Annotated in this window: 16 protein-coding genes; 9 read left to right on the top strand and 7 right to left on the bottom strand. The window is 53.3% G+C overall.

Annotated features, from left to right (window positions below):
• Window positions 1-39 precede the first annotated feature (39 nt).
• Window positions 40-1,065 (bottom strand): substrate-binding domain-containing protein, encoded by a 1,026-nt coding sequence (locus N9C89_RS07890; protein WP_263953339.1) that lies wholly within the window; start codon window positions 1,063-1,065, stop codon window positions 40-42.
• Between the two features lie 246 nt (window positions 1,066-1,311).
• Here N9C89_RS07890 and N9C89_RS07885 point away from each other — a divergent pair, with 246 nt between their 5' ends.
• From N9C89_RS07885 to N9C89_RS07865, 5 genes are all read left to right on the top strand, one after another.
• Window positions 1,312-2,658, top strand: coding sequence for an ABC transporter substrate-binding protein (locus N9C89_RS07885; protein ID WP_263953338.1), 1,347 nt, complete (start codon window positions 1,312-1,314; stop codon window positions 2,656-2,658).
• Between the two features lie 61 nt (window positions 2,659-2,719).
• Complete coding sequence (locus N9C89_RS07880) at window positions 2,720-3,712, top strand: carbohydrate ABC transporter permease (RefSeq protein WP_263953337.1); 993 nt, start codon at window positions 2,720-2,722, stop codon at window positions 3,710-3,712.
• A complete protein-coding gene (locus N9C89_RS07875) occupies window positions 3,712-4,842 on the top strand; it encodes an ABC transporter permease subunit (protein WP_263953336.1) in 1,131 nt (376 codons plus the stop codon). The genes N9C89_RS07880 and N9C89_RS07875 overlap by 1 nt, the downstream gene beginning before the upstream one ends.
• Window positions 4,843-4,844: 2 nt before the next feature.
• Window positions 4,845-6,485, top strand: a complete 1,641-nt coding sequence (locus N9C89_RS07870) for an alpha-amylase family glycosyl hydrolase (RefSeq protein WP_263953335.1) — start codon at window positions 4,845-4,847, stop codon at window positions 6,483-6,485.
• 9 nt (window positions 6,486-6,494) lie between these two features.
• Window positions 6,495-7,580, top strand: coding sequence for an ABC transporter ATP-binding protein (locus tag N9C89_RS07865; RefSeq protein ID WP_263953334.1), 1,086 nt, complete (start codon window positions 6,495-6,497; stop codon window positions 7,578-7,580).
• 35 nt (window positions 7,581-7,615) lie between these two features.
• On the opposite strand, the gene N9C89_RS07860 is transcribed toward N9C89_RS07865, so the two are convergent.
• From N9C89_RS07860 to N9C89_RS07840, 5 genes are all read right to left on the bottom strand, one after another.
• Window positions 7,616-9,016, bottom strand: a complete 1,401-nt coding sequence (locus tag N9C89_RS07860) for a TRAP transporter large permease (RefSeq protein WP_263953333.1) — start codon at window positions 9,014-9,016, stop codon at window positions 7,616-7,618.
• Window positions 9,016-9,681: a TRAP transporter small permease subunit gene (locus N9C89_RS07855; protein ID WP_263953332.1), complete on the bottom strand. Its 666-nt coding sequence runs from the start codon at window positions 9,679-9,681 to the stop codon at window positions 9,016-9,018. Before N9C89_RS07855 ends, N9C89_RS07860 begins: the two co-directional genes overlap by 1 nt.
• Before the next feature lie 70 nt (window positions 9,682-9,751).
• Window positions 9,752-10,753, bottom strand: coding sequence for a C4-dicarboxylate TRAP transporter substrate-binding protein (locus N9C89_RS07850; protein WP_263953331.1), 1,002 nt, complete (start codon window positions 10,751-10,753; stop codon window positions 9,752-9,754).
• Between the two features lie 139 nt (window positions 10,754-10,892).
• Window positions 10,893-12,245, bottom strand: a complete 1,353-nt coding sequence (locus N9C89_RS07845) for a sigma-54-dependent transcriptional regulator (protein WP_263953330.1) — start codon at window positions 12,243-12,245, stop codon at window positions 10,893-10,895.
• Between the two features lies 1 nt (window position 12,246).
• The gene (locus N9C89_RS07840; RefSeq protein WP_263953329.1) at window positions 12,247-14,019 is read right to left on the bottom strand and encodes a sensor histidine kinase; all 1,773 of its coding nucleotides are present in this window, start codon (window positions 14,017-14,019) and stop codon (window positions 12,247-12,249) included.
• Window positions 14,020-14,200: 181 nt separating this feature from the next.
• Between N9C89_RS07840 and N9C89_RS07835 the strand changes: the two genes are divergently transcribed.
• From N9C89_RS07835 to N9C89_RS07820, 4 genes are all read left to right on the top strand, one after another.
• Window positions 14,201-14,992 (top strand): HpcH/HpaI aldolase family protein, encoded by a 792-nt coding sequence (locus tag N9C89_RS07835; RefSeq protein ID WP_263953328.1) that lies wholly within the window; start codon window positions 14,201-14,203, stop codon window positions 14,990-14,992.
• A 146-nt stretch (window positions 14,993-15,138) separates the two neighbouring features.
• Window positions 15,139-16,593, top strand: coding sequence for an IMP dehydrogenase (guaB, locus tag N9C89_RS07830; RefSeq protein WP_263953327.1), 1,455 nt, complete (start codon window positions 15,139-15,141; stop codon window positions 16,591-16,593).
• 59 nt (window positions 16,594-16,652) lie between these two features.
• Window positions 16,653-17,813 carry an RsmB/NOP family class I SAM-dependent RNA methyltransferase gene (locus N9C89_RS07825; protein ID WP_263953326.1) on the top strand — a complete coding sequence of 387 codons (1,161 nt, stop codon included), beginning with the start codon at window positions 16,653-16,655 and terminating at the stop codon, window positions 17,811-17,813.
• 165 nt (window positions 17,814-17,978) lie between these two features.
• Window positions 17,979-20,246, top strand: coding sequence for an ATP-binding protein (locus tag N9C89_RS07820; RefSeq protein ID WP_263953325.1), 2,268 nt, complete (start codon window positions 17,979-17,981; stop codon window positions 20,244-20,246).
• Here N9C89_RS07820 and N9C89_RS07815 read toward each other — a convergent pair.
• Entirely contained in the window at window positions 20,243-20,836 is a 594-nt protein-coding gene (locus N9C89_RS07815) for a sulfotransferase family protein (RefSeq protein WP_263953324.1), read from the bottom strand. The two genes, N9C89_RS07820 and N9C89_RS07815, sit on opposite strands and share 4 nt — an antisense overlap.
• Window positions 20,837-20,926: the final 90 nt, after the last annotated feature.

The raw sequence follows: 20,926 nt of genomic DNA, 5'->3' as shown, positions 1-20,926 counted from the left end.
ATAAATAGAATTTTCTACTTTGCAAGGGAAAACTTGGTGTCAGCTTGGGGCAGGCCCTGTTGAATCACCGAGCATCAACTCGGTTTCCCATAGCTCCTGCACGGGTTGGCCGTTCCCTGTTGCGATTGATTGCAATAGAATTTCAGCGCATCTCCGGCCTGCATTTCGGACCGAAGAGCGGGTGGCGGTAAAGCTCGGAATATCGTCTCCGTTCCTTAGATAAGAGAGATCATCATCATGCGTCACAACCGACACGTCACGCCCTAGCATCAGACCCGCGCGGCCAATCGCGCGGCGCACGCCAATCGCTGTAATATAGGAAGAGACAAGAATGGCTGTGGGCGGGCGCATCCCTTGGAGAAGCCGTTTCGCAGTTTCATAGCCGAATTGCTCGGTCATCTCTGCGCTGAAGGTTAATGTCGAGTCCGGGGCGAAACCGCGCTTGCGCAGCGCATCCTCGTATCCAGAACGACGGCGTGCGGCGAAATCCATGGTTTCATCACCGTTGAGAAGGGCAATCCGCTTGTGCCCCAAATCGAGCAAAAGGTTGGTTGCGCGCTGAAAGGAGCGCCCGTTGTTTATGTCGAGCCAGGAGTAGCTTGTTTCGTCGCCCATACTCCGCCCATGCACCACAAAGGGAAGACCCAACTCTTGCAACAATTTGATCCGAGGATCGTTTTTGTGAGGACCATGGACGATTACACCGTCTACAGACCCTTTCGACGCCATCGCGCGATAAGTTGCCTCTTCGTCTTTGTCCTGCACAACCGAAAGCAGCATATCATATCCCGCTTTGGAATAGCTTTCTCCTGCTCCGGCAATGAAATCACCAAAGATTGGGTTCACCATCTCTTGGTTGTTCGACATTGGGATGACGTGGCCGATTGCCATAGCTCGCCCTGTTGCCAATCGTTGCGCGCGCGTGTTCGGGCGATAGTTGTACTTCAGCGCTGCTGCTTTGACGCGTTGACGTGTGGCCTCGCTGACTTCTGGGTAGTCATTCAAGGCACGGCTGATGGTCGTTTGACTAAGGCCGAGCTTTTCAGAGAGGGTTTTGAGGTTCATGGTCGACTTTCAAAGCGCTTATAATCTTCGTATTCCTACTGCGGCTCAGGAAATTCGTCAATTATTTCGTCGAAACAACTTTGTTTTTTACAGAAAATAGGGCGAGTCTGTTCTTTCGTTGACTCTTGGGGTGGAATCGTTGATGTTTGAAAAACCAAAGCGCTTTGGGTGATTTGGGCGCGGATTTTGCGTCTTGACCTAGGCGCGTGATTATCCGGCACAGCTGTGCCTAAAGGGAGGATAGAAATGAAACGATATTTGATGACAAGTGCTGCTTCGCTGATGCTTTGCGCGGGCGCAGCTCAGGCGGATTTGATGTTTGCGCCAGGTGAAGGTGACTTCACGTGGGATAGCTATGAAGCTCTCAAGTCTATGGACCTTTCTGGTGAAACGATTTCGGTTTTTGGCCCATGGCTCGGCCTTGAACGCGACCGTTTCAACGCTGTTATTGCCTATTTTGAAGAAGCAACCGGCGCTAACGTCGAGTACGCTGGATCTGATAGCTTTGAACAGCAAATCTTGATCGACACTGAAGGTGGCTCTGCTCCGAACATCGCTGTTTTTCCACAGCCCGGCCTTGCGGCAAGCCTTGCAGCAAAGGGATTGCTCGCACCGCTGACATCAGAAGATGCGGATTGGGTGCGTGATAATTTCGGCGCTGGTCAGTCTTGGGTTGATCTGGCGACTTTTGCCGATGAGAACGGCGATGATCAGCTTTTCGGTATGTTCTATCGTGCCGATCTGAAGTCTCTCGTATGGTATGTTCCAGAAAACTTTGAGGATTCCGGATACGAAATTCCTCAAACAATGGAAGAACTTAAGGCCCTCACAGATCAAATCGTTGCAGATGGCGGTACGCCGTGGTGCATCGGTCTGGGCAGTGGTGCCGCGACAGGTTGGCCGGCAACGGACTGGGTTGAAGATTTGCTCCTCCGCACTGCTGAGCCTTCGGTATATGACCAATGGGTCGCCAACGAAATTCCGTTTGATGATCCAGCGATTGTTGCTGCAATCGAAGAGTTCGGCGCTTTTGCTCGAAATGACGACTATGTCGCTGGCGGAGCAGGTGCAGTTGCCTCCACGGACTTCCGCGACAGCCCCAAAGGTCTCTTCGCCTCACCGCCCCAGTGCTATATGCACCGTCAGGCGAGCTTTATTCCGGCGTTTTTCCCAGAAGACACTATGATGGGTGAGGATGCAGATTTCTTCTACTTCCCAAGCTATGAAAGCAAAGACCTTGGTAAGCCAGTTCTTGGTGCGGGTACGGTGATGACCATCACCAATGACTCCAAGGGCGCGCGTGCCTTCATGGAGTTCCTCAAAGCTCCAATCGCACATGAAGCATGGATGGCCCAAGGTGGCTTCCTGACGGCACATTCCGGTGTAAATACAGCAGTTTACGAGAACGACGCGCAGCGTAAAATGGGCGATATTCTCCTGAACGCTGATACGTTCCGCTTTGACGGTTCCGACCTGATGCCAGGGGCAATCGGTGCAGGCGCATTCTGGACCGGCATGGTTGACTACGCTGGTGGCAAAGATGCAACCGAAGTGGCCAAGAGCATTCAGGAAACTTGGGACGGCATTAAGTAATCAAGAGTAGGGCTCTGTGTAATGCAGGGCCCTTTTCTGTCTTTTTCTCAGCGGGGCCGTTATGGAACAGCTATTCTGGGCGCTTTTCACCGTCGTTATCGGGGTGTTTGGTTGCGTTCTCTACTTTTTCCTATCGAATATGATCCTCGACCGGATCTATCCGGCAAAAGGCCCAAACGCGGGGCGTAACATCAACCGCGCCGCGCGTATCCGGCCTTGGCTCTTCATGTTTCCAGCATTGTTCTTGCTGACAATGTACCTGCTTTACCCGGTCGTTATTTCGGTTTGGTTGTCGTTTCACGGCTCTGACGGAGACGAATTTATCGGGGGTGGCAACTACGCATGGCTTCTCTCTGATGAAAAGTTCGCAGAATCCATGAAAAACAATATGTTATGGCTCATTGTTGTTCCTGCAGGCTCCACGTTTTTCGGGTTGATCGCAGCCGCACTTACTGATCGAATTAAGTGGGGTAACTTTGCTAAATCATTGATCTTTATGCCGATGGCGATCTCATTTGTCGGGGCCTCGGTGATTTGGAAATTCGTCTATGATTATCGCGCCGAGGGTGAGGCCCAGATCGGGCTATTGAACGCAATCGTCACCTATTTCGGCGGTGCCCCTCAGGCATGGATTACCGTGCCGTTCTGGAACTCATTCTTCCTGATGGCCATCCTCATCTGGATTCAAACAGGCTTTGCTATGGTAATCCTCTCTGCCGCGCTGCGCGGTATTTCTGAGGAAACGATCGAGGCCGCTATTCTCGACGGTGCCAACCCTTTCCAAATATTCTGGAAAATCAAGGTTCCACAGATCTGGGGCACAATTGCCGTGGTTTGGACCACGATCACCATCCTTGTTCTCAAGGTGTTTGACATCGTTTTGGCCATGACCAACGGACAATGGGGCAGTCAGGTTTTGGCGAACCTGATGTTTGACTGGATGTTCCGTGGCCTTGATATCGGGCGCGCGTCAACTGTCGCGCTGGTTATCATGCTGCTCGTCACACCAATCATGGTCTGGAATATTCGCAACGCACGACGGGAGATGGTGTGATGGATAACATTGCTGGCGTCAAATCGCGGCTCACATGGGCTGTTAACATCGCCGTCTTAGTGCTTGTTTTACTTTGGACAATTCCGACATTTGGGTTGTTGGTCAGTTCGTTCCGTGACCGTGATCAAATCTCGACTTCTGGTTGGTGGACAGCGCTGTCATCGAGCGAACGAAACCTAACACTGCGCGGCGCAAGCCCGTCAGAAGCGATTGAAACACCTGATGGATGGGTGATTGAAGGCAACCTCTTTGACGGTCCTGCCGAAATCACGGCCTTCGGAATAAACGCCAATCGTCCGACTGAATTTACTCCAGGTGATACCGCTGAGCGGCGAGGCGCTTTCATTACCGTTCAACAAGACGGGGCGTATCGAATTGTCTCTGCCGAGCAGCCAGAAGGTAGCCGTGGAACGCGCATATTTGTAACCTCCATGGAGGCGCCGAAATTCACCTTAGATAACTACCGTAACGTGTTGTTTTCAGAGGGTATTGGCAAAAGCTTCATCAATACTTTTACGGTAACCATTCCGGCAACGATCATCCCGATACTCGTAGCGGCCTTTGCGGCCTATGCATTGGCGTGGATGGAGTTTCCCGGTCGTGCGTTGCTGATCGCAACGGTTGTTGGCCTCTTGGTTGTGCCGTTGCAGATGGCGCTTATACCGTTGCTTCGACTGCATAACGAAATAGGTATTGGCAAAGACTACCTCGGGATTTGGCTTGCGCATACAGGGTTTGGGTTGCCCTTGGCGATTTATCTCTTGCGCAACTACATCGCTGGTTTGCCGCGCGAAATCATAGAGAGTGCACGCGTCGACGGCGCGACTGATTTTGAGATTTTCCGCAAAATTGTGCTACCGCTGTCATTTCCCGCGCTCGCGAGCTTTGCAATTTTCCAGTTTCTTTGGGTATGGAATGACCTGCTTGTCGCGACTGTGTTCCTTGGTAACAACGAGGACCAGCTTGTTATGACAGGGCGCTTGCGTGAATTGCTTGGCAGTCGTGGCGGCGATTGGGAAATTCTTGCGGCCAGCGCGTTTGTGTCGATCGCGGTGCCGCTTCTCGTATTTTTCGGCTTACAGAAATATCTCGTGCGCGGATTGTTGTCCGGCTCGGTTAAAGGGGGCTAGAGATGGCAACTATGAATTCTCTGCCAATGGATCCGGATTGGTGGCGCGGTGCGGTGATCTATCAAATCTACCCGCGCAGTTTCCAGGACAGCTCTGGGGATGGGATCGGCGATCTTAAAGGCATCATTCAACGGCTTGATTATGTTGCGAAACTCGGTGCGGATGCGATTTGGATTTCGCCGTTTTTCAAATCACCGATGAAGGACTTTGGCTATGATGTCAGCGATTACCGCGATGTCGATCCGATGTTTGGAACGTTGGCAGATTTCGATGCACTCGTTGCCAAAGCGCACGGGCTCGGGCTTCGGGTGATGATTGATCTTGTTTTGTCGCATACATCCGATCAGCACGATTGGTTTAAGGAGAGCCGTCAATCCCTTGATAATGCTAAATCAAATTGGTTTGTATGGGCAGATCCAAAGCCGGATGGTACGCCGCCGAACAATTGGCTCTCTATATTTGGTGGCCCAGCTTGGACATGGGATTCACGGAGATGCCAGTATTACCTGCACAACTTCTTAAGCACCCAGCCCGACCTCAATTTCCATGAGCCAGAGGTACAAGAAGCGCTGTTGGACGTGGCGCGGTTTTGGTTGAAGCGCGGGGTTGACGGGTTTCGGCTTGATACCATCAATTTCTATTTTGCAGACAAAGAGTTGCGCGACAATCCTGCGCTTCCACCAGAGAAGCGAAATGATACCATCGCGCCTTCGGTCAATCCTTACAATCACCAAGAGCATATCTACTCAAAGAACCAGCCCGAAAACATTGAATTTCTTAGGAAATTTAGGTCCGTATTGAATGAGTATGGTGCAGCAGCGGTTGGAGAGGTTGGCGACGCTCAGCGCGGATTGGAGATCATGGGGCAGTACACGCGTGGGGATGACCTCGTGCAAATGTGCTATGCATTCGAATTCCTTGCCAATGCACCGTTGACCGCAGCGCGGGTCGTCGAAGTTTTGACGCAGGTTGATGCGGTTGCAAGCGATGGATGGCCGTGTTGGGCCTTCTCGAACCATGATGTTGTGCGCCACGCGACACGTTGGAACCTTTCACCAGAGGCGCAGCGCCTGTTTGCGTTGTTGCTCCTGTCGTTGCGCGGGTCTGTGTGCCTGTATCAGGGCGAAGAGTTGGGGTTACAGGAAGCCGATGTGGCCTTTGACGATCTGCAAGATCCTTATGGCATCGAGTTTTGGCCGGAGTTCAAAGGACGCGATGGATGTCGCACTCCGATGGTATGGGAGAGAACGAACCAGAACGCAGGGTTCTCGCAAGGAAAGCCATGGCTTCCCGTGGCGCCAGAACACCTCCGCCAGTCGGTTGAGGACCAAGAAGCTGTTGAAGAGTCATTGCTGGCTTTCTACCGCGCTGCCTTGGCATTCCGTAAGGCGCATCCGGTTTTGGCAACTGGTGATCACGCCAATCTTCGCGCAACCGGAAATGTGCTGAGTTTTGAGCGGAAATCAGATGACGCGCATCTTCTCTGCGTGTTCAATCTTTCTGGCGAAGCGGCCGATGTACCGATGGACGTGACCGGTTGGGAGCCGCTCGGCAACGCGCTTGGCCTTGCACAGGGCAATGAGCTTGCTCCGTGGCAAGGGGCGATATTTCGTCGTGTAACAAAAGAAAAATCAAAGGGTTAGGAGCGGCAGATGGCAAATCTAAAACTTACAAATGTGGCCAAAGCTTATGGCGATGTCACTGTCCTCAAGGATATTAATCTCGAAATCAACGAGGGCGAGTTGGTTGTGTTCGTTGGCCCATCTGGCTGCGGGAAGTCCACTTTGTTGCGGATGATCGCAGGGTTGGAACGCATCACCGACGGTACATTGGCGATTGATGACGTGAAGATGAATGATGTCCCGCCCGCGCAGCGCGGGATCGCGATGGTTTTTCAATCCTACGCGCTGTATCCGCATATGACCGTGCGCGATAACATGGCCTTTGCTCTCAACATTGCGAAAATGCCCAAGGCCGAGATCGAGAAAGCGGTCAATGACGCCGCAGCGAAGCTACAACTGACCGAGTATCTTGATCGTTTGCCCAAGGCGCTTTCTGGTGGTCAGCGACAGAGGGTGGCTATCGGGCGCGCGATTGTTCGTGATCCAAAAATCTACCTGTTTGACGAGCCACTCTCGAACCTTGATGCCGCCTTACGGGTGGCCACGCGGATCGAGATTGCGCAGCTCAAGGAAGCCATGCCCGAAAGCACGATGGTTTATGTGACCCATGATCAGGTTGAGGCCATGACGCTTGCTTCGAGGATTGTGGTTCTGGCCAACAAAGGGATCGCACAGGTCGGAACGCCGCTCGAGCTTTATGAAAAGCCAGAGAACGAGTTTGTGGCCCAGTTTATCGGCTCTCCTGCGATGAACCTGATTGCGGGTGAAGTTATCGAAACGGGTGCGGAGACTGTTGTTGCTCTTGAAGGGGGCGGGGTTGCGCGCTCCAAAGTGCCAACCGTTGCATCGGACCTTGGTACACACGTGAACATTGGTGTGCGACCCGAGGATTTGGTCGTGACAGATGGAACGCCGCTCTATCAGGCGAAGGTCGAAATTACCGAGGCTTTGGGCGAAGTCACGTTGCTATACTTTGAGAAAGGCACGCGCTCGGAGGCGGTTATCGCAAAGCTTCCGGGCATTCACGCGACGGCAAAGGGCGAAACAGTTTCGCTTACGGCGCCAGCGGAAAAAGTGCATATTTTTGCCGATGGGCAATCGCTTCTCTATCGCTAAGCGACGATGCGGAGCCCGAAGGCTCCGCAATTTTCTTAGACCAGTGAGGGTAGCCAGAGGACAATGCTCGGGAAGGCTACGAGTGTCGCGATTGTCACCGCATCGGCGATGAAGAACGGTGTGACACCCTTGAACACGTCTTGAACTGTCAGGTCATCGCGCACGCCAGCCACCACAAAGCAGTTGAGGCCGATGGGGGGCGTGATCAAACAGAACTCCGCCATTTTCACCACAAGGATACCAAACCAGATCGCGCACATCGGGCCGGACATGCCGAAGGCAGAGTCCGCCGCCGATACCATCTCGCCGCCATTGAGCGCCATGACCGCCGGATAAACCACGGGTAGCGTCAGAAGCAGCATACCAATCGCATCCATGAACATTCCGAGCACGGCATAGGCCAGCAGGATCAGGACAAGCGTCAGCATTGGCGATTGGTCAAGGCTGGTGATCCAGTCCGAGAAGGCGCCCGGAAGATCCGCGAAGCCAAGGAACCGTACATAGATCAGCACGCCCCAGATGATCGTGAAGATCATCACCGCAAGCTTGGCCGTTTCTAGCAGCGCGTCTTTGAGCTGAGCCCAACGCATCCCTTTGTACAGCGCCATGAGGAACACAACGAAGGCCCCAAGCGCGCCGCCCTCTGTGGGCGTGCCCCAAGCGTCACCGCCAAAGGGGTTGTAAATAAAGAGGATGATAATCAGCACCACAAAGACAATCGGCAAAGCCGGTGGCAACGCCTTGAGCCGCTCGCCCCACGTGAAGCCGCGTACGGGTGGGCCAAAGTTGGGGATGACAAGCGCCATACCAACAATCAACCCGCCATAGATCAAAGCCGATACGGCACCTGGAACAAAGCCAGCCAAAAGAAGCTTGCCCACGTCCTGCTCTACGATAATCGCATAGATCACCAAAATGGCTGAAGGCGGAATAAGCGACGCCAGCGTACCACCCGCGGCAACAACACCAGCGGCAAATTTCTTGTCATAGCCGATTTTGAGCATCTCGGGGATCGCGATCCTCGCAAATACTGCTGATGTGGCAACTGATGCGCCAGACACCGCAGCAAAGCCAGCTGTCGCGAATACGGTCGAAACTGCAAGCCCGCCCGGAAGCCAGCCAACCCATTTCTTGGCCGCATCAAACAATGCGCGGGTCAGCCCTGCGTAATAGGCGAGGTAGCCAATAAGGATGAAGGTCGGAATGAGAGATAGCGCCTGAGAACTCACCTTGGAGTGGGGAACTTGGCCTGCGGTTTTGACCGCAATGGTCAGCGCCTTGCCAAAACGGCTTGGGTCATATCCGGCCTTTGCCCAGAAAATCCAGATAAGCCCCACAAGTCCGGCAAGGCCGGCGGCAAATGCAACGCGCATCCCAAGCAAAACAAGCACCAGCATGCCCGCAGAGACGGCAATCCCGATATCGATGGGTTCCATTAGTGTGTCTCCTTTTGGGTGTCTTCTGGTGCGTCAACGGGACTTCCGGAGACGTGCTCCGCTTCGGCTTGGGCCTGTTCGGCGGCTGATTGGATTAGAGGGACAGCAACGGGCGACTCTGCACCGCTTAGAAATGCGCGGCCATAGCCCCAAAGCTGTAGGCACAGACGCAGCAGCAACACAGAGAATGCAACAGGCGCCAGAAGTTTTGCGGGCCAAAGCGGCAGCGCGATATCCATTGAGCTATCGCGGCTCCAGAGCGGCGCGTTAAAATCAAAGGCGCGCTGGAAATGCGAGAATGTGCCCCAAATCAACAGGGCAATCAGCACGATCATTGCCAATGTGGTGATGAATTCCGCTGCCCAGAGCGCACGGCCCTTCAGGCGTCCGACGAGGATGTCCATACGGATATGGCCGCCATCACGTTGTGTATAAGCGACACCCATAAAAGCGATTAGCGGCATGGCTTGTTCGATCCAATCCACATAGCCGGGCAGGGGGACGTTAAAGAAATTGCGCCCCGAAACCGATATGACCGCAAGGATCATCAGCGAGAAAACCGCAAGGCCGCTGACGAGGGATAGGACTTGTTCGAGTGAATACAAACGTCTGTCGATGCGGCTTAGCAGCGTGTCGTCAGACAAGACTGTGGATGATCCCGCCATAATGCCTCCGGTGCGAGAAGAGAAAACCGCCGCGTCAGTAAGAGACGCGGCGGTTATGATTTAGAGTGGCTTACTTCGCCAATTCGCCTTGAACGAAATCAAGCAGGTCTTGGGCAGGAAGGCCTTTGGCGGTGTTGTCCTCAACCCACTTCGCAGCAGTTGGGCCAGCAACCTTTTCTTTGAACGCGGCAATTTCCTCATCGGAATATGTCACGCGCTCAATGCCCTTTTCGTCAAGCGCAGGGCCCCACGCAGACATAGTCTTGTCGTTGTAGAATTCGATGTAGTAATCGAGCGCTTCGTCGACAGAGCTAAGGAGTGCTTCGCGTTCGCTGTCGGACAGCATTTCAAGAGCATCGGTGTTCACCACAACGGGGCAGTTTACGGTGCCGGGGTTGAGGTTGGTTGTCCACCAGTTGCCCGTTTCGATTGTACCGAAGGACATATGCGCATGCGGGGCAAAAGAGACAGCTTTCATCACGCCGCTATCGAGTGCTTGACGCACTTCGGTCGCAGACATCGAGGTCGGAACCGCACCGACACCAGCCATCGCATCGCCGATCCCGCCAGTTGCGCGTACGGTCATGCCTTCGAAGTCGGCGAGTGTTTTAGGCGCATCACCCACACCAACAAGGTTATACTGCGGTAGTGGCGACGGCATCAGGAGCGTGGCGTTCCAACGGGCCAGATCTTCGACTACGGCGGGGTGTTGATAGAGCGCTTGGCTCAGGGCGCGTTCTTGCTCGAGAGACTGCACACCGAGGAACGGCAGTTCCAGTACTGTGATCGACGGGTTCTTATCGCGGTGATACCCCGCACAGAACTGTGCCATTTCAAATGCACCGATCGAGATACCGTCAAGGTTTTCTGTGTTCTTTGAAAGACCGCCGTAGGAAATATTCAGCGTGAATTCTCCGTTGGTCTTTTCGCTAACAAGCTCGGCGAGCTTTTCAACATGCTCTGTGAAGGCGCGGCGCTTACCCCAGAGCGATACGCTCCACTCGGTTGCAACGGCTTCTGTGGCAAAGGCAAGCGTTACGGCGGCAATGGCCGATTTAGTGAGAATAGTCATGAATTCCTCCCTGAAACTGCGTCATGTTTGACGAATGTCGAGAAGGTAAATGAATTCTGAAGTCCGCCCAATGAATTTATTTGCATGGGTATGTAGTGCTGCCCTGCGGAAATCCGCAGGGTCAAAATGGCCGCAATTTTCAGAGCAGAGCGTCTTTGTCGAGCCCGAGTTTTACGATCTTTTCATTGAGTGTACGGCGTCCAATTCCCAGATGCTCGGCTGTTTCGTCCATCCGCCCTTCGTGCGCGACCAGTGCTTGGGAAATAATTTGCCGTTCAAGTGCAGCAACAGCAGCCCGCAGTGATTTTGGCGTCTGCTGGTCTGGGTCATCAAGACGCAAGGCCGCCGCGACGCTTGGAATGCCGCGGCGCGAAGACAGCACCCAACGTTCCGCAACTTGGCGCAGCTCGCGCACGTTCCCTGGCCAATCGTGGGCCAAGAGATGTGTTAGATCGTCCTGACTTGGATCTGGGGCTTGCATGTCATAGGTGCGCGCGCATTCTCCGGTGAAATGGCGGAACAACAATGCAAGGTCGTCTTTGCGATGACGAAGCGGAGGAAGGTCGACGACCAAAGTGTTGATGCGATACAGCAGGTCGCGACGGAATTCACCTTCGGCGACGGCTTGTTCAAGGTCGCTGTTGCTTGCGGAGATCAGCCGCACATCGGCATGGAGAACTTCAGTGCTTCCGAGGCGCATATACTCCTTCGTTTCAAGAACGCGGAGAAGTTTGGCTTGCGCTTCAGGGGGGCAGCTTGCCATCTCGTCAAGAAACAGACTGCCCCCGCTGGTTTTCTCCAGAACACCAGGTTCTTCGCTTGTTCCAAATAGGGTTGCCTCAAAGTGATCATTCGGCAAAGTCGCGCAGGACAGGGCTACAAACGGCCCGTCTGCACGGTGGGATAGGTCATGCAGCGCACGCGCCACAAGGTCTTTGCCCGTGCCGGTTTCTCCCTGTAGCAGGATCGGTGCGTCAATGTCGGCCAAATCCAGAAGCTCTTCGCGGAGAGTTTGAATTTGGGGCGTTTGACCAAGCAGGATGCGATCCAGTCCCGAAAGATTTCGCAACCGCTCGCCCAATCGTGCAGCGCGCGCGGCCAGTCGGTTTTGCTCGGCGGCATGGGTGAGGGCGGTCAAAAGGCGGCGTGGGTCAAAGGGTTTCTCAAGGAAGGTATAGGCGCCATCTTGCATCGCCGAAACTGCCATCGGGATATCGCCATGTGCAGAGATGAGCACAACAGGAGGGCCATCAAATTGTCTGACCTCGTGCAAGATTTCGATCCCGCTCATGGTCGGCATACGCACGTCGCTCAGGATAACATCAGGCGGCTGGCGTCCAATATGGTTGAGCGCATCACGGCCTTTGAAGAAGCTCTGTGTTACCCATCCCGCGCGCTCCAAAAGATGGCTCAGGCTTTCCCGCATCTCGCGGTCGTCGTCGATAATGACCACCGAATATTGCACGGCTGCTGTGTCTTTCGGAGGTTGCATATTACTGTGTTCCAAGGGTGGTTTCGGGATTTGGCTCAGAGGGGGCATCAGTAGAACTTGGCGCTTCGGCTAACGGTAGGCTCACGGTGAATATTGCGCCGTTTTCACCATCTTTTGCTAAGAACTTTCCCTGATGCTCTGAAATAATTGCGGCCGAGATTGCAAGTCCAAGCCCCATACCCTCTCCGCTTGCGCGGGTCGTGTGAAACGGTTCCCGCAGGTCCGATATCGTGCGCCCGCCAAGGCCGGGGCCATGATCAGAGACGGTGATCTCTAGCCAGTTTTCAATTTTGACGAAGGTCACATCGATGTGTTTGTCACCACTTTCAAGCACCGCAAAAAGCGCGTTTTTTACGAGATTCACCAGCACTTGTTCCAACCTATGGCGATTGCCGCGCACATAGGTTGGCTCTTCAGGCAGCGAGACCGTCAAAGCAACATCAGCGCTCTTGATGTCTGCTTCGAGCAACTCATGAGTTCCAGCCCAGAGATCAGAGGCAGAAACCGCTTCGAGCTTGCTGGGTGAGGGGCGTGCAAAGAACCGTAGCTCACGGGTGATGCTCTCCATTCGACGAACGAGGCGGGAGATTTGGTTGATCAAGGTCGTCTCGCCTTCGGTCGCGCCAAATTCCGCGGCGGTCAGGAAGTTTTTCATGGCGCTGATCGGCTGCCCGAGTTCATGGGTCACGGACGCAGAAAGCTGGCCCAAGGCGGCAAGTTTGTTTGCTTGCTGAAGTTCGGCCTGTGCTTTTTCTGCGCGGCGTTCGGCGGCACGGCGTTCTTCGATCTGGCGGTTGAGCGCAGCGTTTGCGGCGCGCAGTTTGCGCCGTTCGGCTTGTGAAATGGTCAGCGCCGATTTTATCCGACGCGCCCTCAAAAACAGCCCGAGCGCGATCAAAAGCAACCCAACGATTCCAGCGGCCCCAAGAGTTGCAGCAGCGTTAAGCCAGACTTGTGATTTGGGCACGAGGAAGTGCAGAACCCATGGCGGCTCTCCTAGGTCTCGGGTGAGATGTACATAGCTACGCCCATCAAGGCGTGCGCTATCGTCGTTGGATTTTCTCCATGACAAAGCATGAAGCGGTTCGTTGGCGAATTGTCTACCTGCATCAATCTCGGCGCGGGTTTCAGGCGAGATGTCCGTCAGGCTTTGATATTCCCAATCTGGTACCGAAGAGAGAACAGTGATTTGGTCTGGGTTGGTCACAAACAGCAACTCGCCCGCATCGCGCCAGACACGTGTCAGCGCCGTCAGGTCGACCTTTATGGCAATTACACCCGATACCTGCTGCCGATGATCATAGACAGGTGCAGCAAGGAAGTATCCCGGCCTATTGGTCGTAACACCGATCGCGAAGAACCCCGTCTGTTTGCCATCGAGCGCATCTTGGAAATAGGGACGGAACCCGTAGTTCTGGCCAATGAAACTGACGTCATTGCCATAGTTGGATGCGGCAATCGTCATGCCTGTGTCATCCATGAGGTAAATCGCTTCAAGATCGGTTTGGGCGGTTATGTCGGCCAAGCGTTGATTGATACGCTCCAAACCGATGCCAAGGGCACCGCTGCGGATCATTTGGGTTTTTGCCAGTACATCGGGAAGGTGCCGATAACGATGAAGCGTATCTGTGAGGGTCGTATGATAGAGCGAGAGCCGCGCTTCTGCTTTCTGTCGTTCGCTTTGCTCAAAAAGGACGGAAGCAAAGAAAAACACTGCCGCCATAGCAGCAATAAGGCAAGCGCCCGTGACCCAAAGCCGTTTGTTCTGACGCATCACTTTATGGTTCGCTTCCCTTGCTTGCCATTCACGCTGTTTGAGCGTTCGGCATTTCGCGCAGGGTAACGGGGCAGGCGTGGATGCGCAATAATGCGTGCTTGCCCTGTTTGATGTGCTGTGAAACGGTGTTGGACGAAAATAGCCGCGCCAAGACGATTGCCAAGTCAGAGGATAAGATATGCCAGCCCCAGAAAATGCTTTGTTGCGTAACCTGCGTTCAGGAAACCAGCAATTTGGCGTATGGGTTGGCGCTACGAGCGCGACGGTTGCTGAAATCATCGCGCGCGTTGGGTTGGATTGGGTTGTCGTTGATATGGAGCACGCGCCTAATGATCTACGCAGCCTGCGTGATCAGTTGCGCGCCTTCGCTATTGGCGAGACCCATGTGGCTGTGCGGCTGGTGGCGGATCGAGATTGGATGGTGAAGCAGGTATTGGACCTTGGTGTTCAAACCGTGTTGGTGCCTATGGTTGAAACCGCAGAACAGGCGGAGAAGATCGCGCGCGCGATGCGCTATGCGCCGCGCGGAAACCGCGGGGTCGGCGCCTTTGTTGCGCGCGCTGGTGGCTATGGTGAAACACCGGACTACATGTCGAATGCAAACGACGAGGTCGCTCTGATGGTACAGATCGAAACCCGTCGTGGCCTAGACAATCTTGATGATATTCTTTCCGTCGATGGCGTGGATGCCGTTTTCTTCGGCGTGGCCGATTTGGCGACGGACATGGGCCTTATGGGGCCGAATGGTGCGGACACCACGCATCCCGATTTGCTAGACGCGCTGAATGCCGCTGCAGAAAAGGTCCGCGCCGCGCAGAAACCCATTGGCGTGTTCGCTGCGTCAGTAGAGCATGCGCTGAGTTATGCGTCGCTTGATGCGAAGTTCATCTGTATTGGCAGCGATGTTTTGATGATCCGAGAGGCCTTTGCTTCGCGACTGGAAGAGGCAAAACAAAAGTTCGCGGATTAGGGCCCCGACAGAATAAGCGCCGCTGTTTAAGGGGCGAATTCGTCTATCGCGCGTGCTTTCACGGCCATTGGTGAAATAAGGGCTTTCTAAAGGCGCGAATCCGTGCAATACGGCCTCGTCAAACGAAGCATCCAAGGAGAACCCCCATGGAAATTCGCGAGGCACTTACCTTCGACGATGTCCTACTTGTTCCGGCCGCCTCATCGGTGTTGCCGTCAACGGCCAATACATCCACTTATGTGACGAAATCTATCCGTCTCAACATCCCTTTGTTGAGCTCGGCGATGGACACGGTCACAGAAGCACGGATGGCAATTGCCATGGCACAAGCCGGCGGCATGGGGGTTATTCACCGCAACCTTTCTGTTGAAGAGCAGTCCCGCGAAGTGCGGCGCGTAAAGCGTTTTGAGAGCGGCATTGTTTACAACCCGATCACACTCACACCAAATCAGACGCTCGCGGATGCCAAAGAGTTGATGGAGCGGTACCGAGTCTCGGGTTTCCCTGTCGTGGATGAGGCTGGCCGTGTGGTTGGTATCGTCACCAACCGCGATATGCGTTTTGCCAGTGATGACAAAACGCCCGTATCGGTGATGATGACGTCCGAAAACCTCGCAATCCTTAAAGAGCCCGCTGACCTTGATGAAGCGCGCAACCTGATGCAGGCACGACGGATCGAGAAACTGCTTGTCACGAACGACGAAGGCAAACTTACGGGCTTGCTGACGCTTAAAGACAGTGAGCAGGCGGTGTTGAACCCCGATGCAACCAAAGATCACCTCGGTCGCCTTCGCGTTGCGGCGGCGAGCACAGTTGGGGATGCTGGTTTTGAACGGACACAAGCGTTGATCGACGCTGGCGTTGACATGGTGGTGATCGACACGGCGCATGGCCACTCCGAAGGGGTCGCCACAGCGGCACGCCGCGCCAAGGATATCGCCGGAGATGTTCAGATCGTGGTGGGCAATGTTGCCACTGGCGAAGCGACTCGCGCTTTGATCGATGCAGGTGCAGATGCGGTTAAGGTCGGCATTGGTCCTGGGTCGATTTGTACAACACGCATGGTCGCCGGTGTTGGTGTTCCGCAGCTGACAGCCGTAATGGATTGCGCCGCTGCTGCTGCCGATAGTGGTGTGCCGATTATTGCGGATGGCGGAATTAAGTTCTCTGGCGATTTCGCAAAGGCAATTGCCGCCGGAGCTTCCTGTGCGATGGTTGGCAGTATGATTGCCGGCACCGATGAATCCCCCGGAGAAGTTATTCTATATCAAGGCCGTAGCTTCAAAAGCTATCGTGGCATGGGCAGCCTTGGCGCAATGGCGCGCGGTTCCGCGGATCGGTATTTCCAAAAGGACGCTGCAAGCGACAAACTTGTTCCCGAAGGAATCGAAGGGCAAGTGCCTTACAAGGGTTCTGCTGGTACCGTAGTGCACCAGTTGGTCGGCGGTTTGCGTGCGGCCATGGGCTACACCGGCAATGCCACGGTCGAAGAGATGCGCAAAAATTGCAATTTCGTTAAGATCACGGGTGCGGGCCTCAAAGAGAGCCACGTGCATGACGTACAGATCACGCGCGAAAGCCCGAATTACCGCATCGGGTAATACGACAGAGGGGCCGATTTTCGGCCTCTTTTCATTTTTGACACTTTAAGAGGTCCGCCATGACGCCTGCAGCCCGCATCGCCAGCGCAATCGAAATTCTTGACGGCTACCTCAGCGGACAACCCGCCGAAAAATTGCTAACGACTTGGGCGCGGCAAAACAGATACGCAGGCTCAAAAGACCGCGCCGCAGTGCGTGATTTGGTGTTTGAGGCGCTGCGCAATTTACGATCTTTCGCCGCACTTGGTGGCGCTATGACGGGCAGGGGACTCGCAATCGGAGCATTGCGCGCTCAAGAGCAAAATCCGGACGCGTTTTTTACCGGAGAAGGCTACGCGCCAACGCCCTTAACGGAAGAGGAACGTGCCAAGACAAGAACGCCAGAAGGCGCAGAAGCGCTTGATTGCCCAGATTGGCTAGAGGCGCAATTCCGCGAAAGCCTTGGTGCGGACTTTGAGGCGGTGATGACGCTGTTGAAGTCGCGTGCGCCGGTGTTTCTTCGCGTAAATTTGCGTTTGGCCACGTTGCAAGAAGCGCAAGATGCCTTAGCCACAGAAGACATCGAGACAAAGCCGCATCCGCTTTCTTCGACTGCGTTGGAAGTCACTCGAAATCCGCGCCGAGTTCAGAATTCCGAAGCCTATAAAAATGGGCTAGTTGAGCTTCAAGACGCCGCATCGCAATTCGTCGCCGATCAAGTGCCGATTTCCGAAGGGAGCAGGGTGTTGGACTATTGCGCTGGTGGTGGTGGAAAATCGCTCGCGATGGCCGCGCGCGTTGATGCTCACTTCACGGCGCATGATGTGTCTATGGCGCGTATGAAAGACATTCCGGCACGTGCGGATCGCTCTAGGGTTGAAATCGAAGTGATTGAAACCTCGGATTTAAAGCACGATCAGCCCTACGATGTTGTGCTTTGCGATGCACCTTGTTCGGGGTCCGGGAGTTGGCGGAGGGCACCTGAAGGGAAGTGGGCCCTCACTCAAGGCAAGCTCGATGAACTGAATGCGATACAGTCGAGTATTCTGAATGATAGCAAAGAATATGTAGGTGAATCTGGTGTTCTTGCCTATGCGACATGTTCCATGCTTTCCTGTGAAAATCGCGGTGTTGTTGAGGCATTTCTGGCGCAAAATGAAGCGTGGTCTCTCAAAGAAGAACATGTGCTTACACCACTACAGGGCGGCGATGGATTTTACCTTGCTATCTTGACGCACTGAAATCTACGCGCAATAAATACAACCTTAAGGTGTTTTTCGTTGATCTCGTCATGACAGCGTTAACGCTGGATTAACGGTTGTCCGCAAACACTAGGAAGGCCGATTCTGATAAGGAGCCTTTCTGTGCCCGACAGCGCGTTACCGCCGAGGATACTACATAAGACTGTGAGTGCGCTTTCTGCGCAGGTGACGCCTTTGATTGTCGGCGCGGTTATCTTGCTCACAATTGCCGTGTTTCTGCCGAGTGCTCAAACTGGCTTGGCATTCTTTGCCGCCGGTCTGACATTGGTTTTTATGGCGGGGCTGATTTTTTCGGGCGAATTGCGCAGCGTTGCGAGTTCCGAAAAAGAAGTGAATCGCGTGGCGGCAATGCTCGACCGAGATATCTCTCCATGCTTTATCGCAGGGAAAGAAGGGGCGATCATTTATCAGAACCCTATCGCCCAAAATAGGTATGCTCTTGAGCTTGGCTCATCATTTTCGCGACTGTTTAACGGCTTGTTAGCCAACCCAGCCTCGGTTGTTTTTCGTCTTCAAAACAAAGCCTCAGTACTTGGTTCAGCGCGAGAAGATATCGTAACAAGGCAGGGTACAGTCCAATTAACCGTTATGTGCGTTGCTAAGAACGCATTTAGTTGGCGCGTTGACGAAATGCGCGAGCCGGCGAATATGCCTAAGCCCATAGATGCGCGCCCATACCCAGTTGTAATTGCTTCGGAAAACGGAGCCATTCAACAAATGAATACGAGTTTCAGCAAGCAATTCGGCCAAGGCATCAGTAGCTTGGATCAGTTGTTCTCAAAATCGCAACTCACGGATGGCGAGCAAATCTGTTCGGTGTCGCGCTCTAATCCAGGAAGATTCTTAATCCAAAGAACGTTGATCAACACGGAACAATCTGAAATTTGCCTGTTTCCTTTGGATGCGCAATCGACGTCGAACGAAGATAACATGCCAGAGAGTGGCGATATTCCAGTTCCATTGTTGAAAATAGGTACAGACGGAAGCGTTATTTCCGCAACGCCTTTGGCCAAATCTTTGCTCGCTCACACATTAGAAAACGGAACGCCAATTTCGGATGTTTTGGAAGGGCTCGGACGGTCTTTTGTGGATTGGCTTGTTGAAACTGCGCGTGGCGTTAGCAGGAACCAGACGGAATTTCTCAAGGCGAAACGATCAGACAAGGAAGTCTATGTTCAGGTTACGCTTAATCGTCAAAAGTCTGGTAACCCAAATGAAATTGTAGCCGTCTTAAATGATGCAACAGAGCTAAAATCTCTGGAAGCGCAATTCGTTCAGAGCCAGAAAATGCACGCAATCGGGCAATTGGCTGGGGGAGTCGCGCATGATTTCAACAATTTGCTTACGGCAATCTCCGGCCATTGCGACTTGTTGCTCTTAAGGCACGACCAGGGCGACACCGACTATGGCGACTTAATTCAAATTCATCAAAACGCAAATCGTGCGGCGGCATTGGTTAGCCAGTTGCTTGCATTCTCCCGTAAGCAAAATCTGTGTCTCGAGCCTGTAGACCTCGTTGAGACTTTGTCTGACCTGAGCCATTTGCTGAACCGTCTCGTCGGAGAGAAAACTCAACTTACACTCGCCAATGACCCTGACCTCCCCGCAATTTGTGCAGACAAGCGCCAGCTTGAACAAGTGGTCATGAATCTTGTGGTGAATGCACGAGATGCCATGCCAAATGGTGGAGAAATCCGTGTTAACGCGCAAGCTTGCACGTTGCGAGAGCCGTTGAAGCGGGATCAGGCTTTTGTGCCCGCTGGCGACTATGTGGTCGTTCGGGTCACGGATGAGGGCATAGGAATTCCACCCGATCGATTGCCGAAAATCTTTGAACCTTTCTTCACCACAAAGCGTCAAGGTGAGGGGACAGGCCTCGGGCTCTCAACGGCTTATGGTATCGTGAAGCAATCGGGGGGGTTCATTTTTGTGAATTCAGAACCATCGCAAGGAACGGAGTTTACGCTATATTTTCCGGCAATTGAGGCCGAACTTGAGAGGACGGATTCGCCAACAAATCTGGCCGTCAACGAGCAATCCACCAAATCTCAAGGGGTTGTCCTTTTGGTTGAGGACGAAGCGCCAGTTCGCGCTTTTGCCTCAAGAGCCCTGCGCATGAATGGGGTGACTGTTCTCGAAGCGGAAGATGCTGAGTCGGCCTTGAAAATATTGGAGGATGAAACTCTAAAGATCGATCTCTTTGTAACCGATGTCATCATGCCAGGAATGGATGGTCCAACTTGGGTGAAAAAGGCCAAACTCCGACGCCCTGATGTTAAGACTGTTTTTGTCTCGGGCTATGCCGAAGAGGATTTTTCCGACAATCAAAAAAGTATCAAAGATTCGGTTTTTCTGCCCAAACCATTTTCACTCGGTGAGCTTACGCAGGTCGTACAACAACAACTTTCTTAGCGACTGGCCCTCTCCCATAGTTCAAAGTCCAGCGCGTATTTTTCCTCGAATCGTTGAAGTGTCTCCTCTGTTGCTTCCATTTCCTCCAGAGGTGAAACGTTGTGGCGCGACAATTCGATCTTCTGGCATAAACGCTCTTCCATGGACGCAATAAAGGCTGGGAACTCTTCATATTGAAATAGATGAGTCGGGCGTAGCTTGCCGTTTCTGGTCAGGAAATGGCTTTGACTCCCCACTTTTGCAAAGGCCGGCTGTTTCTCTTGCAGGTAACCTGTCAGGAATTCTTCGAAATTCATATCAAGAGTACTATTAGGCGTATTTTTTAAGTCTTCGCGTTTCCTGTATCTATACCAACTCCCAACCCAATCGATCGGATTTCGAACAACTGCGACAGTTTCGAGTTCGCCATGACCAGTTTTATTCAAAAGTGGAACAAGAAACCGATTATAACGATAAAGAGGCATATGTTTCATAGCTGGCGGATTGCGTAAGACTGACGTCGCCCGAGGCGCAAGTTTCGCTTCGACAGCGGTCGAACCCGTCTTGGGTACGGCAAGGTAGGTTAATTTTTCCTCTGCAAAAATAAGCATTTACAGATAGTTCCCTGATTTTGTTGCTCCTTGAAGTTTAACGTAACTAATCCTTAACCGTTATCGGAAAAGTTATTTCAGAAGAATTTT

This window comes from Halocynthiibacter sp. SDUM655004 (assembly GCF_026015885.1).
Taxonomy (GTDB): domain Bacteria; phylum Pseudomonadota; class Alphaproteobacteria; order Rhodobacterales; family Rhodobacteraceae; genus Falsihalocynthiibacter; species Falsihalocynthiibacter halioticoli.
The sequence above is the reverse complement of the archived record's forward strand: the minus strand, read 5'-3'. Positions and strand labels throughout refer to the sequence as shown.

What these genes read in the sequence shown, in the direction of transcription:
- N9C89_RS07840 (WP_263953329.1), bottom strand. Translation starts at nt 14,019, where the DNA reads ATGCGTCAGAACAAACGGCTTTGGGTCACGGGCGCTTGCCTTATTGCT.
- N9C89_RS07850 (WP_263953331.1), bottom strand. Translation starts at nt 10,753, where the DNA reads ATGACTATTCTCACTAAATCGGCCATTGCCGCCGTAACGCTTGCCTTT.
- N9C89_RS07855 (WP_263953332.1), bottom strand. Translation starts at nt 9,681, where the DNA reads ATGGCGGGATCATCCACAGTCTTGTCTGACGACACGCTGCTAAGCCGC.
- guaB (WP_263953327.1), top strand. Translation starts at nt 15,139, where the DNA reads ATGGAAATTCGCGAGGCACTTACCTTCGACGATGTCCTACTTGTTCCG.
- N9C89_RS07835 (WP_263953328.1), top strand. Translation starts at nt 14,201, where the DNA reads ATGCCAGCCCCAGAAAATGCTTTGTTGCGTAACCTGCGTTCAGGAAAC.
- N9C89_RS07870 (WP_263953335.1), top strand. Translation starts at nt 4,845, where the DNA reads ATGGCAACTATGAATTCTCTGCCAATGGATCCGGATTGGTGGCGCGGT.
- N9C89_RS07860 (WP_263953333.1), bottom strand. Translation starts at nt 9,016, where the DNA reads ATGGAACCCATCGATATCGGGATTGCCGTCTCTGCGGGCATGCTGGTG.
- N9C89_RS07885 (WP_263953338.1), top strand. Translation starts at nt 1,312, where the DNA reads ATGAAACGATATTTGATGACAAGTGCTGCTTCGCTGATGCTTTGCGCG.
- N9C89_RS07825 (WP_263953326.1), top strand. Translation starts at nt 16,653, where the DNA reads ATGACGCCTGCAGCCCGCATCGCCAGCGCAATCGAAATTCTTGACGGC.
- N9C89_RS07890 (WP_263953339.1), bottom strand. Translation starts at nt 1,065, where the DNA reads ATGAACCTCAAAACCCTCTCTGAAAAGCTCGGCCTTAGTCAAACGACC.
- N9C89_RS07875 (WP_263953336.1), top strand. Translation starts at nt 3,712, where the DNA reads ATGGATAACATTGCTGGCGTCAAATCGCGGCTCACATGGGCTGTTAAC.
- N9C89_RS07865 (WP_263953334.1), top strand. Translation starts at nt 6,495, where the DNA reads ATGGCAAATCTAAAACTTACAAATGTGGCCAAAGCTTATGGCGATGTC.
- N9C89_RS07845 (WP_263953330.1), bottom strand. Translation starts at nt 12,245, where the DNA reads ATGCAACCTCCGAAAGACACAGCAGCCGTGCAATATTCGGTGGTCATT.
- N9C89_RS07880 (WP_263953337.1), top strand. Translation starts at nt 2,720, where the DNA reads ATGGAACAGCTATTCTGGGCGCTTTTCACCGTCGTTATCGGGGTGTTT.
- N9C89_RS07815 (WP_263953324.1), bottom strand. Translation starts at nt 20,836, where the DNA reads ATGCTTATTTTTGCAGAGGAAAAATTAACCTACCTTGCCGTACCCAAG.